Source organism: Arthrobacter sp. JDC6 (assembly GCF_056484025.1).
In genome coordinates this window covers 197,150-211,284 of record NZ_CM151278.1, presented here as the reverse complement: position 1 = coordinate 211,284, position 14,135 = coordinate 197,150, and the positions used below count along the sequence as shown (strand labels likewise).

Here is a 14,135-nt window from a genome sequence, read left to right as displayed (position 1 = left end):
CCAGTTCAGCAAAACCAGCGGAGGGTCAGTCCATTCCGCGCAGGTCCAGGACCAGTTCCGTGTCACCATCGGCCTGAAGGACCACGGGGATGCCCCAGTCCTGCTGGTACAGGTGGCAGGCGGCGTGGTCGGGGATTTCGCCGTCCTCGGTCTCGGGGCCGTCGCAGGCCGCGGCGCGGGCGGTAATGTGCAGCACGCCCTCGGGCACGTCGGGGGACAGCTCCAGGGTGCGCTGCAGTCCCACGGAGGTTCCGCCGCCGGAGACCAGCAGCCCGGGAGGCGTGGAGGAGATCTTCAGCTGGGTGGGGTCGCCCCAGCGGTCGTCGAGCTTCTGGCCCGTGGGCGCCGTGAAGCGGACGGTCAGGTCCAGCGCGCCGGGCGCCACCGGGCTCTTGGGCCGGTGGGTCTGGGATGCGCCCTCATCCACCTGCTGTGCTTCCTTGGGAATGGGCACGTAGACGATCTGGTGCTTGTTGGCCTCCACCACTACCAGCAGGGGCTCGGAACCGGCCGAGTGGGTGTGGTCCACGATCACGTCGGAGGGCTCGGCCAAACCTCGTGCCAGGGTGGACACGGTGCCGGATGCGGGGTCGTAGCGGCGGACGGCACCGTTGTAGGTGTCCGCGATCGCCACGGAGCCGTCGGGCAGGACGGTCACGCCCAGCGGGTGCTGCAGGCGTGCGTCGGCGGCCGGGCCGTCGCGGAAGCCGAAGTCGAACAGGCCCTTGCCTACTGCAGACTCCACGGTGACCTTCCCGGAATCGTCAACCACCAGCTTCCGCAGTGCGGAGGTCTCCGAATCGGCCACCCAGATGTTGCCGTCGGCGTCCTCGGCCACGCCTGAGGGCTGGGCGAACCAGGATTCGTGCGCGGCGCCGTCCAGCAGGCCCTCAAGCCCGTTGCCCGCGATGATGTCCACTTCGCCGCCCACAGGGTCGAAGCTGAAGATCTGGTGCGTACCGGCCATCGCGACCACCACGGCGTTCAGCTTCCGTGACCACACCACGTCCCAGGGAGAGCTCAGGGAGACTTCGAGCGGGTGCTCGCTCAGCTTGCCCGTGAACCCCGCGGCGTCCTCGTCCACGCGGGCGGGGCCGGTCTCCAGCAGGCGTTGGATCCCGTTGCCGGCCAGCGTGGACGCCTTGCCGTCCGTGAGGGAAAGACCGCGCAGGCGGTGGTTGACGGAGTCAGCAATTACGACGTCGTAGCCCACCTTGGCTGCCACATCTTCCGGCAGCAGGACCAGGCCCTGGGGTTCGTTGAACTGGGCGGTGGCCGTGTCACCGGCGGCGGGACCGTCGGCATAGCCCTTGGTGCCCGAGCCAAAGGTTGCCAGCACCGTGTGGAAGTCGGTGTCCAGTTCCACCAGCCGGTGGTGGCCGGTGTCGGTGACCAGCCAGGTGCCGGACGTCGGGGCACCTGCGGACGTGCCGCCGTCGGACGCTGCCCCTGAAGCAGACCCGCGGCCGGCGGGCAGGAACAGCGCCTTGCCGGGGAAGCGAAGGGTGCCGGAGGTTGCCTCGGGCGCCACGTACGGGCCGGAGCCGCGGTGGAGGGTGCCCTTGGCTTCGTGTTCGGCGATGAGCTCGGGGATCAGCACGGCGAGCCCGTCCGCGTGGCCCTCGCCGGAGAGGTGCGCCACGATGTAGCCCTCGGGGTCGATGACCACCAGGGTGGGCCAGGCACGGGCGGTGTAGGCCTTCCAGGTGTCCAGCTCTGGATCATCCAGGACGGGGTGGTGGATCTCGTACCGCTCCACGGCCGCGGCCAGCGCCACCGGGTCCGCCTCGTGCTCGAACTTGGGCGAGTGGACGCCCACCGTCACCAGGACATCGGAGTACTGCTCCTCCAGCGGCCGCAGCTCGTCCAGGACGTGCAGGCAGTTGATGCAGCAGAAGGTCCAGAAGTCCAGCAGCACGATCTTGCCGCGCAGGGCCTCCAGGTCCAGGGTCTTGCCGCCGGTGTTCAGCCAGTTGCGGCCTACCAGTTCGGAGGCCCGGACCCGGGCATGCGTGCGTACGGTTTCGCTCATCAGCGTCCTTCCAGCTTGTTGCGTTCAGCCAGCTTGGCGTCGCGTTCGGCCAATTTGGCAAACATATCGTTGTAAGCGGTCAGATCGGCGTCGTTATTCCTGTCCGCCGCGCGGTCCACGCGTTTGGTCTCCCGCTGGTCGGACCTGGACCACATGATGGCGACGCCGATCGCCACCAGCAGCGTTGGCACCTCACCGATGCCCCAGGCCACCGCGCCGCCGGTCTGCTGGTCGACGAGGGCCGACGGTCCCCAGGCGCGGCCAAGGTTGCCGAAGTAGTCCGCGGCCAGCAGCCCGGTGCCGCCCATGATGGAGACCCCGAAGAAGGCATGGAAGCCCATGGTGGCCAGCAGCAGGAGCAGCCGCATGGGGTACGGCGCACGGCGCGGCAGCGGGTCCGTGCCGATCATGCTGAGCACAAAGATGTACCCGGTGAGCAGGAAGTGCAGGTTCATCAGCTCGTGGCCCACATGCTCGCGCATGGCGAAGCCAAACAGGTCCGAGTAGTAGAACAGCACGATCGAGCCGGCGAAGTTGGCAGCGGCGAACAGCGGGTGGGTGACCAGCTGCGAGAACTTCGAATGGACGAAGACCAGCAGCCATTCGCGCATCCCGCGTGAGCCGTCGCCGCGGGCGGGCAGCGCACGCAGGGCCAGGGTCACGGGGGCGCCCAGCACCAGGAAGATCGGGGCAACCATGGTCAGGGCCATATGGTCCACCATGTGCGCGGAGAACAGGACGCGGCCATAGACCGACGGCGGCCCGGACGTGATGAACGTCAGGACCACCAGGCCGATGACCCAGTTCAGGGACCGGAACCACTGCCAGGAATCGCCCCGGCGGCGGACCTTGGCCACGCCCAGGAAGTAGGTGGCCAGGCCGAAGAGGGCCACGCCCACCCAGAGCCAGTCCAGCCGCCACTCGGTCAACCAGCGTTCGGGCGTCAGCTCCGGGGGCAGCTCGTAGCCGCTGAGGATGAAGGCGGGCGAGGCATTGGCCGCCACTTCCGTTGGCTGCGGCGGCGCCGAGCGGCCCAGGGCCACGGCGATGCCCGAGGTGGCGCCCATGACCAGCAGCTCAGCCAGCACCAGCTGCCAGAGGACCCGCCGCGAGGACAGGGTGGAGCCCTTGCGGCCCAGCTGCGGGATGACCCACTGCCGGTGCATGAAGCCGATGCCGCCCAGGACCACCGCCGCGGCAGTCTTGGCCAGGATCAGCTGGCCGTACGCCGAGCCGAAGAGATCATGCCAGCTGGTGACGCGGATGCTGGCGTTGATGATGCCCGAGGCGAAGACCAGCACGAACGCGAAGCCGGCCAGGGTGGAGAACCGCCGGAGCGTGGGTTCGGTGATATCCGTGGCTGCCCCGGCCTTGGACCCCGTGAGGATCCCGGACAGCAGGGCCAGGATGATGATGCCGCCCACCCAGGTGCTCACGCCCACCAGGTGCAGGCCGAGTGAGTTGATGGCACCCTCGTGGTCCGAAGAGCTCGACGAGTGTCCGATCAGGGCGGTGGGGACCAGGCCGATGAAGGCCAGGATGAGGGTCAGGGCGAGGCCGCCCAGGGACCTGACGCCGAACAGCGTGGTGGTCACCACGGCGGCAATGATGATGACGGCAAGCCATGCCCGGCCCGTTTCGATGTCCGTCATGAAGTACACCAGGGCCTGGGTGAACGCGGGATCGCCGGACAGCCCCTGCCCTGCTACGTCGGCATAGGTGAGCACCAGGACTGCGATGGCGGACAAGGTCCACACGGCGCCCGCGACGGCAGCCACAGCGAGCACGCGGGTGAAGGCGGGATGTTCGGGCGCACCGCCGGCTGGTGGAGTTTCCCGGTCCCGGCCCCGCACGGCACTGTTCCGGGGGTTCAGGTTTTTGGGGAGGATGCCGACGGCGAAGATCAGGCCTCCGACGACGGTCGCCAGGGAGACGTTATGGATTGCCTTGCTGACGGGCAGGCCCCACCGCACCAGGGCGCCGGGGTCGGCGACGCTGCGCGCCGCTGCAGCGCCGGAGAAGATCAGTGCTGCTGCAAGGGCCAGGAAGAGTGCTGCCAGGCCTGCAAGCTGCCAGGGCACGGGGATCCCCCGGCTTCCGGCGTCCCGGACCGCAGCTCCCTTGCCAGGATCGGACTGGGGCGCGGTGGAACGTGGAGTTGCGGCGGAAGACACCATTCCATTGTCCGCTACGCCTGCCTGCGCCGCGAATCCGGGTTGTATGCCAGTGAGCAGTTGGAGCCGGGGAGCAGTTGGAGCCGGGCCGTTAAAGCAAAGGAGCGGCAACCCGATGGGTTGCCGCTCCTTGTTCCAGCCGGCTGCATGCCGGGAGGGACAAGCTTTACTTCTTGGAGACTGCAGCCTTCAGCTTGGAGCCGGCGGTCAGCTTGACGCTGTGGCCTGCTGCGATCTGGATGGTTTCGCCGGTCTGCGGGTTGCGGCCGGTGCGTGCTGCACGGTCAGTGCGCTCGACGGCGAGCCAGCCCGGGATGGTGATCTTCTCGCCCGCGGCGACAGAAGTCTCGAAAACCTCGAACAGTGCATCGAGGACGGAGTTGACGGCAGCCTGGCTGGTGCCGGCCTTGCCTGCTACCTCTGCAACAAGTTCACTACGGTTCTTAGCCATTTATGTCCTCCTGGACGATTCTGATTCTGGAGCCTGCACGCGGCATGCGCACAAGCCACTGTCCGAAAACTTACCAGCTTGGGCGCTTCCGGTCCGCAAATTCCGCGTGTTTCCGCGACTTTTTGAGGTTAATCACCGATTCCGGGGCCCATTTTCAGCCCTTGGAGGAAGGCTTTGCGCTTCCTGCCGGGTTTCCTGGGACACCGCGTCCGGTTCCATGAAGGGGAGTTGGGGTTAAATGTGGGAGGCCCCAACCTGGTGGTTGGGGCCTCGACCAATGTGTGTCCGGCGGTGACCTACTCTCCCACACCCTCCCGGGTGCAGTACCATCGGCGCTGTGGGTCTTAGCTTCCGGGTTCGGAATGGGACCGGGCGTTTCCCCCACGCTATGACCGCCGTAACCCTTGTACCCGCCCGCCCAGTGTTTTGTTCGGGGGTGGGAAGACTCGTGGTTACAACATTGTGGTGTTGTTCTTCAGTTGTGGTGGTTCCGTGCCGTGACAACCCCGTGTGTTGGGGGGTTGTTGGTTGGGAACCACATAGTGGACGCAAGCAGAGTTTGTATGTATCTGTGTGGTGTAAGTTGTTGGCCTATTAGTACCGGTCAGCTTCACGAGTCGTTAGTCCTCGCTTCCACATCCGGCCTATCAACCCAGTGGTCTGGCTGGGGGCCTCTCACACCCGAGGGTGTATGGAAATCTCATCTCGAAGCGAGCTTCCCGCTTAGATGCTTTCAGCGGTTATCCCATCCGAACGTAGCTAATCAGCGGTGCACTTGGCAGTACAACTGACACACCAGAGGTTCGTCCGTCCCGGTCCTCTCGTACTAAGGACAGCCCTTCTCAAATTTCCTGCGCGCGCAGCGGATAGGGACCGAACTGTCTCACGACGTTCTAAACCCAGCTCGCGTACCGCTTTAATGGGCGAACAGCCCAACCCTTGGGACCTACTCCAGCCCCAGGATGCGACGAGCCGACATCGAGGTGCCAAACCATGCCGTCGATATGGACTCTTGGGCAAGATCAGCCTGTTATCCCCGAGGTACCTTTTATCCGTTGAGCGACGGCCATTCCACAATGTACCGCCGGATCACTAGTCCCGACTTTCGTCCCTGCTCGAGATGTCTCTCTCACAGTCAAGCTCCCTTGTGCACTTACACTCGACACCTGATTGCCAACCAGGCTGAGGGAACCTTTGGGCGCCTCCGTTACTTTTTAGGAGGCAACCGCCCCAGTTAAACTACCCATCAGGCACTGTCCCTGACCCGGATTACGGGCCGAAGTTAGATGTCCAAAGTGACCAGAGTGGTATTTCAACGATGACTCCACCCGAACTGGCGTCCGGGCTTCAACGTCTCCCACCTATCCTACACAAGCCACTCCGAACACCAATACCAAACTATAGTAAAGGTCTCGGGGTCTTTCCGTCCTGCTGCGCGTAACGAGCATCTTTACTCGTACTGCAATTTCGCCGAGTTTATGGTTGAGACAGCGGGGAAGTCGTTACTCCATTCGTGCAGGTCGGAACTTACCCGACAAGGAATTTCGCTACCTTAGGATGGTTATAGTTACCACCGCCGTTTACTGGGGCTTAAATTCTCAGCTTCGCCTTGCGGCTAACCGGTCCTCTTAACCTTCCAGCACCGGGCAGGAGTCAGTCCGTATACATCGTCTTGCGACTTCGCACGGACCTGTGTTTTTAGTAAACAGTCGCTTCCCCCTGGTCTCTGCGGCCCCGATCCCCTCCACACCGCAAAGGGTGTATCAAGGTTGGGGCCCCCCTTCTCCCGAAGTTACGGGGGCATTTTGCCGAGTTCCTTAACCATAATTCTCTCGATCGCCTTGGTATTCTCTACCTGATCACCTGTGTCGGTTTGGGGTACGGGCGGCTAAAACCTCGCGTCGATGCTTTTCTCGGCAGCATAGGATCACCAAATCCCCCCAAACGGGGGTCCCATCAGATCTCAGGCACCATGAGTGGCGGATTTGCCTACCACTCGCCCTACATCCTTAGACCGGGACAACCATCGCCCGGCTCGGCTACCTTCCTGCGTCACACCTGTTAATACGCTTGCCTCCCGGGATCAGGTCCTGCGCTCCACCAAAACCCTCACACCACAAGGGCGCTCGGGCAGGCTTCGGGCAGTTAGTATCCCCCGCTCAGCATGGGCGGTTTTTCGCCGGTACGGGAATATCAACCCGTTGTCCATCGACTACGCCTGTCGGCCTCGCCTTAGGTCCCGACTTACCCAGGGCAGATTAGCTTGACCCTGGAACCCTTGATCATTCGGCGGACGGGTTTCTCACCCGTCTTTCGCTACTCATGCCTGCATTCTCACTCGTGTAGGCTCCACCGCTGGTTTACACCGCGACTTCACCGCCCACACGACGCTCCCCTACCCATCCACACGCCTGAACCACAAGGGCTTAGCTAAAATGTGAATGCCACAACTTCGGCGGTGTACTTGAGCCCCGCTACATTGTCGGCGCGGAATCACTTGACCAGTGAGCTATTACGCACTCTTTTAAGGGTGGCTGCTTCTAAGCCAACCTCCTGGTTGTCTGGGCAACTCCACATCCTTTCCCACTTAGCACACGCTTAGGGGCCTTAGTTGGTGGTCTGGGCTGTTTCCCTCTCGACTATGAAGCTTATCCCCCACAGTCTCACTGCTGCGCTCTCACTTACCGGCATTCGGAGTTTGGCTGACGTCAGTAACCTTGTAGGGCCCATTAGCCATCCAGTAGCTCTACCTCCAGCAAGAAACACGCAACGCTGCACCTAAATGCATTTCGGGGAGAACCAGCTATCACGAAGTTTGATTGGCCTTTCACCCCTACCCACAGCTCATCCCCTCCATTTTCAACTGAAGTGGGTTCGGTCCTCCACGACGTCTTACCGTCGCTTCAACCTGGCCATGGGTAGATCACTTCGCTTCGGGTCTAGATCACGCCACTCACACGCCCTATTCAGACTCGCTTTCGCTACGGCTGCCCCACACGGGTTAACCTCGCGACGTAACACTAACTCGCAGGCTCATTCTTCAAAAGGCACGCCGTCACCAGAATCAGACTGGCTCCGACGGATTGTAAGCACACGGTTTCAGGTACTGTTTCACTCCCCTCCCGGGGTACTTTTCACCTTTCCCTCACGGTACTGGTCCGCTATCGGTCATTAGGGAGTATTTAGGCTTATCAGGTGGTCCTGACAGATTCGCACGGGATTTCTCGGGCCCCGTACTACTTGGGATACTCTCACAGGCGGTACAAACACATTACGGTTACGGGACTAACACCCTCTCTGGCCGGCCTTTCAAAACCGTTCACCTATGCGCGCACATCACACCCCACCAGCCCGGCAGAACTGGTATGGAAAGTCCCACAACCCCGACCATGCAACGCCCGCCGGCTATCACACATGGAACGGTTTAGCCTGATCCGCGTTCGCTCGCCACTACTAACGGAATCACTATTGTTTTCTCTTCCTGCGGGTACTGAGATGTTTCACTTCCCCGCGTTCCCCCCACGCACCCTATGTGTTCAGGTACGGGTCACCGAGTCACTCGCGCGCTCGGCGGGGTTTCCCCATTCGGACACCCTGGGATCACAGTCCGGTTATCGACTCCCCCAGGCTTATCGCAGATTCCTACGTCCTTCTTCGGCTCCTAATGCCAAGGCATCCACCGTGTGCTCTTAAAAACTTGACCACAAAGATCAAAAACATTTCTCGAGAGAACCACAGAAACCAACCACACCCCAACACCCAAAGGGCATCAACAGCGCAGCCAGATCCAGGTTCATTAATCTTGGAAATTGCTTCTTATACAAGATGCTCGCGTCCACTATGTAGTTCTCAAACAACAACCCCACACCACACACCCCACACACCCACAACAGGCGCACGGAACGTCACGGCAGGGAAACCAGAAACAAACAAACCCGACAAGGAACCACCACGACCAAAGCCGCAGCAACCCCTCCCCGGCCCTGTTGCCTCAGGACCCAACAGTGTGCCAAACACTACCCAGCAACCCAAACCAGCCGCGTTCCAGAACACCCGCCCTCCCCCGAAGAGAAGAACAAAACATTCGTACTAACCACACCGGTCCGTGCCACCAGGCACCTATTTGTTGATATTCCACCCATGAGCACCCGCCACGGAACAATCGTCCATGCTGCGGGCTTGCTTCCTGACAACCCCCCACACCGGCATTCACCAGCACAGAAGAGTTGGAGGTGCTCCTTAGAAAGGAGGTGATCCAGCCGCACCTTCCGGTACGGCTACCTTGTTACGACTTAGTCCCAATCGCCAGTCCCACCTTCGACAGCTCCCTCCCACAAGGGGTTAGGCCACCGGCTTCGGGTGTTACCAACTTTCGTGACTTGACGGGCGGTGTGTACAAGGCCCGGGAACGTATTCACCGCAGCGTTGCTGATCTGCGATTACTAGCGACTCCGACTTCATGGGGTCGAGTTGCAGACCCCAATCCGAACTGAGACCGGCTTTTTGGGATTAGCTCCACCTCACAGTATCGCAACCCTTTGTACCGGCCATTGTAGCATGCGTGAAGCCCAAGACATAAGGGGCATGATGATTTGACGTCGTCCCCACCTTCCTCCGAGTTGACCCCGGCAGTCTCCTATGAGTCCCCACCATCACGTGCTGGCAACATAGAACGAGGGTTGCGCTCGTTGCGGGACTTAACCCAACATCTCACGACACGAGCTGACGACAACCATGCACCACCTGTAAACCAGCCCCAAAGGGGAAACCACATTTCTGCAGCGGTCCGGTTCATGTCAAGCCTTGGTAAGGTTCTTCGCGTTGCATCGAATTAATCCGCATGCTCCGCCGCTTGTGCGGGCCCCCGTCAATTCCTTTGAGTTTTAGCCTTGCGGCCGTACTCCCCAGGCGGGGCACTTAATGCGTTAGCTACGGCGCGGAAAACGTGGAATGTCCCCCACACCTAGTGCCCAACGTTTACGGCATGGACTACCAGGGTATCTAATCCTGTTCGCTCCCCATGCTTTCGCTCCTCAGCGTCAGTTAATGCCCAGAGACCTGCCTTCGCCATCGGTGTTCCTCCTGATATCTGCGCATTTCACCGCTACACCAGGAATTCCAGTCTCCCCTACATCACTCTAGTCTGCCCGTACCCACCGCAGATCCGGAGTTGAGCCCCGGACTTTCACGGCAGACGCGACAAACCGCCTACGAGCTCTTTACGCCCAATAATTCCGGATAACGCTTGCGCCCTACGTATTACCGCGGCTGCTGGCACGTAGTTAGCCGGCGCTTCTTCTGCAGGTACCGTCACTTACGCTTCTTCCCTACTGAAAGAGGTTTACAACCCGAAGGCCGTCATCCCTCACGCGGCGTCGCTGCATCAGGCTTTCGCCCATTGTGCAATATTCCCCACTGCTGCCTCCCGTAGGAGTCTGGGCCGTGTCTCAGTCCCAGTGTGGCCGGTCACCCTCTCAGGCCGGCTACCCGTCGTCGCCTTGGTAGGCCATTACCCCACCAACAAGCTGATAGGCCGCGAGTCCATCCAAAACCACAAAAGCTTTCCACCAACCACCATGCGATGGAAGGTCATATCCGGTATTAGACCCAGTTTCCCAGGCTTATCCCAGAGTCAAGGGCAGGTTACTCACGTGTTACTCACCCGTTCGCCACTAATCCACCAGCAAGCTGGCATCATCGTTCGACTTGCATGTGTTAAGCACGCCGCCAGCGTTCATCCTGAGCCAGGATCAAACTCTCCGTTGAAGTAAAACAAAAACAGACACAACCACAACCACCGGAAATAACGGCAGAAACAGCTGCACAAAATTTGAAACCAGCCAAAAACACCATGCACACCACGGGGTGGCGGCACAGCACAATCAACCAATTACATACATAATCGGTATCAACAAACTTGGCACACTATTGAGTTCTCAAACAACAGACACACCCGGCACCACCCAAACCAACGTCCAGGCTCGCTCCGGAGCAACTTTCCAAACTTACCCGGTTCCAACAAGCTTCGCAAATCAGCGTTACCGCGATCCACTCCACTCCGAAACCAGCCCCACCCGCGTCCGGCACGCCAAGAGGCGAACCATTTCCAGGCCGTACAGTAAGGGGTTTGGCCGCTATCTTTCCGCTTCAGCGGCGGCGACTCAGAAAACAATACCCGCCCCCACACCCAACCGCAAATCGACCCCCGGGGGCCTCTTGTGCTGCCGGAAACCCCGGAATTCCGCGGTTTCCGGCAGCGTGGGCAAGAGATTTCCGCTTCTGAAGCTCGTTTGCTGCTTCTATGGAGTGGCTCACATCCGAAGAGGAGCCGAGGGAGTAGCCGAAGGGGGAGCCGGGACTTCCCTACCCCAGTACCTTGAGGACCACTTCGAAGTCGGCCTGCCTCGGCTTCAGCCGGTACGGCTCCAGAACGCCGGGGCCGCAGGCGGCGGTGCCAACGCCACGCATGAGATGGTCCACGTAGATGTAGCTCCGCCCGTCCGGCACCAGATCCGGCCTGTGGTTTGCGGCATCCAGAGCCTGCATGCTGTACGGCCGGACTGTGAGGGCAAAGGGCTCGCCGGAAAGGTGCAGCTCCCTTCCGCCGGTGTGCAGGACAGCGGACCGCACGCCGGACCGGGCTCCCGACTCCTGGGGACGGACGTACTCAACGTCCAGCGCGGCAAGGGGCAGCTCGAACCATCCCGTCCGCGCACCCTGGCCGGTGTCCGGGTAGCCCTGGTGCGGGCCCTGGCCGAACCACCGCACCCCGGTGGTCCGGGAACCCAGCACCAGCTCCAGCCCGATCCGCGCCCATTCCACCTCGAAGCCGGCGTTGACCCAGTCCCCCACGGGCCTGACCTGGGTCCGTAGTCCCAGGGAGTCGGAGCTGGCGGTCCACAGGTAATCCACCAGCACACCGAACTGCTTGTCCGCGGCACCCATGCGCGTGCTGACGCGCAGGTACTCTCCGCCGTCAGGAGAGGATTCCGCCCGGATGCCCAGCAGGCGGGTGTGGAGCCGGTGGAGTCCTGCGTCCTTCCACTGCGTCGCAAGGGGCCGTTCGTCAGGGCTTCCCCACTCGCGGCCGAGGTCGTTGTCGGTCGGGGGCCACCACAGGACCAGGCCGAACTTTTCCACGGGAAGTCCGCCAATGGATGTGGGCATGCCGGTTGCCCGGTTGAACACCGCGGTACCCAGCTGCAGTTCGTCCTGGCCGGCCTCCACCAGGTCCCGGGCCTGCACCCCCGTGCCTGGTGAGGCAAGGCGGACAGCCTGCCCCCAAGCAACCTCGTGGCCTGCGGCAGCCCACCCAGTATCGGTGGCCAGCACAGCGCTGACGGTGAGCACCGCACCCGCGTCCTGCGCCAACCCCGCCACACACGCGGCAACCTCCGCCGGCAGCTCAACAACAGCCGTGGACTGCGCCGCAAGCGGCGCAACGGCCACCGTTCCCTCCAGCCGTGTCCCGCCGTCGTCCTCCACCTTGTACTCAAAGCGGTAGGCGGAGGTGTCCGCAAAGTCCTGCCGGTTCCGCAGCGTGAAGCTGGCCCATGAGGAGGAAACGTCAATGCCCAGAGGCTCGATGACCTTCTTGAAATCCAACAGCCCGGGACGGGGTTTGCGGTTGGCATCCACCAGCCCGTCCGTGACGAAGTTGCCGTCGTGGACTTCCTCGCCAAAGTCCCCGCCGTAAGCGAAGTGTTCGCCGCCGCCCGGGGAGGGAACAAGGATCCCGTGCTCCAGCCACTCCCAGACAAAACCGCCCATCAGCCGCGGATACGTGTCGAACAGGTCCTGGTACTCGGTCATGCCGCCCGGCCCGTTTCCCATGGCGTGCACATATTCGCACAGCACGAACGGCATGGCTCGGCGCCGAGCGTCCAGTTCGGCGTCCTCAAGCGCCGGCTCGATGCCCTGCCCGATGAGCGCCGTCTCGGCCTGGCTGGCATACATCCGGGAGTAGACGTCCACGTACGGTGAGGACCAGTCGCCCTCGTAGTGGAGGGGACGGGACGGGTCACGGTCCTTGGCCCAGCGGGACATCGCCGCAAGGTTCCGGCCGGTGCCGGCCTCGTTGCCCAGCGACCACATGATCACGGAAGGGTGGTTCTTGTCGCGCTCAAGGGTTCGCTGCATCCGGTCCAGCAGGGCCTCCTCCCACTGCGGATCGTCGCTGGGGTTCTGTGCCCAGCCGGCGCTGTGGAAGCCGTGCGTTTCCAGGTCGCATTCCAGGACCACGTAGAAACCCAGCTGGTCTGCCAGCGCCAGGAACTCCGGGTGCGGCGGGTAGTGCGAGGTCCGGATGGCATTGATGTTGTGCTGCTTCATCAGCCGCAGCTCCGCCTCCACCACGTCCCGTGGGACCACACGGCCCAGCCGGGGGTGGTGCTCGTGGCGGTTCACTCCCCGGAGCAGGATCCGGCGGCCGTTCACCTTGAACTGCGCGTCCTCGATGACGATGCTGCGGAAACCCGCCTGCAGGGCAACGGTCTCGCCCGGGGTGCTGACCGTTGCGCCATAGAGGCGGGGAACTTCGGCGGACCAGGGCTGCACGCCGGGGACACGCTGCTCCGCCCCTGCTGGAAGTTCCAGGCCAAGTTCCGGAATGCGTACGACGGCGTCAATCGCCCGCCCGGCCCGGCTCACCTCGACGCGGAGCGTGCCCTCGCCCGTGCCCGGGTCATAGCCGGCGTGGACGAAGACGTCGTCGATGCCGTCCACCGGCCGCGCCTGCAGGGTGACGTCCCGGAAGATCCCCGGGAGCCACCACATGTCCTGGTCCTCCACATAGCTGGCGGCGGAGAACTGGGCCACCCGCACGGCCAGCGTGTTGGCTCCCTCGACCAGGATGCCGGACACGTCGAATTCGTGGGCCAGGCGGCTTCCGCGGGTGGTCCCGAGCTCCACTCCGTTCAGCCACACGGTTCCGGCCGAGTCGATGCCGTCGAAGCGGAGCAGGGCGTGCGGGAAGAACTCCGGGCCGGCCTCAAAGGTCACCAGGTGATCGCCGATGGGGTTGGCGTCCGGTGGGCAGGGAGGTTCCACCGGGAAGGGAAACTGCACGTTGGTGTAGGCCGGAGAGCCGTGCCCGTGCATGTTCCAGCTGGAGGGGACGGGCAGCGGGGTGAAGCCGGAGAGGTCATTGCCCTGCTGCCAGTCGTCGTGTGGGGCCGTCCGGATTCCCGGGCTCAGCCGGAACTGCCATTCTCCGTTGAGTAGGAGCCGGGGTGCGTCGGACTCCAGGTAGGCCCGCGCCGGGAGGCTTCCCCGGCCGGGTCCCAGCGAGGCTAATTCTGCGACGTCTGCGGCAGCCGGATCGAGTCTGCGGTAGGAGGGTCTGGTCGCCGGAGCGGAGCCGTGGCCGGCAGTTGCGGCAGGGGTGTGGGCTGGCATGGAGGTCCTTGAGGGGAGTTTCGGAAGGGCCTACGTGAACGTTCACGTAGCGGCACAGCCAGCCTATCCGCTCGGTCATGAT

The 14,135-nt window shown here is 62.7% G+C and carries 4 protein-coding genes and 3 rRNA genes; all 7 read right to left on the bottom strand.

All coding sequences use genetic code 11. From position 1 onward, the window contains the following. Positions 1-25: 25 nt before the first annotated feature. On the bottom strand, positions 26-2,032 hold the full coding sequence (locus tag ACV095_RS00995) for an NHL domain-containing thioredoxin family protein (protein ID WP_134164963.1): 2,007 nt from the start codon (positions 2,030-2,032) through the stop codon (positions 26-28). Next, positions 2,032-4,209 (bottom strand): bifunctional copper resistance protein CopD/cytochrome c oxidase assembly protein, encoded by a 2,178-nt coding sequence (locus ACV095_RS00990; RefSeq protein ID WP_478222700.1) that lies wholly within the window; start codon positions 4,207-4,209, stop codon positions 2,032-2,034. The genes ACV095_RS00995 and ACV095_RS00990 overlap by 1 nt, the downstream gene beginning before the upstream one ends. A gap of 163 nt (positions 4,210-4,372) precedes the next feature. After that, positions 4,373-4,657, bottom strand: a complete 285-nt coding sequence (locus ACV095_RS00985) for an HU family DNA-binding protein (RefSeq protein WP_011693739.1) — start codon at positions 4,655-4,657, stop codon at positions 4,373-4,375. A 283-nt stretch (positions 4,658-4,940) separates the two neighbouring features. Further along, a 5S ribosomal RNA gene (gene rrf, locus ACV095_RS00980) occupies positions 4,941-5,057 on the bottom strand. Positions 5,058-5,230: 173 nt separating this feature from the next. Beyond that, positions 5,231-8,360: ribosomal RNA gene (locus ACV095_RS00975) — 23S ribosomal RNA — on the bottom strand. A 540-nt stretch (positions 8,361-8,900) separates the two neighbouring features. After that, positions 8,901-10,423, bottom strand: a 16S ribosomal RNA gene (locus tag ACV095_RS00970). Together the 16S, 23S and 5S rRNA genes form the textbook arrangement of a ribosomal RNA operon. 597 nt (positions 10,424-11,020) lie before the next feature. Next, positions 11,021-14,053 carry a glycoside hydrolase family 2 TIM barrel-domain containing protein gene (locus ACV095_RS00965; RefSeq protein ID WP_478222699.1) on the bottom strand — a complete coding sequence of 1,011 codons (3,033 nt, stop codon included), beginning with the start codon at positions 14,051-14,053 and terminating at the stop codon, positions 11,021-11,023. Positions 14,054-14,135 lie beyond the last annotated feature (82 nt).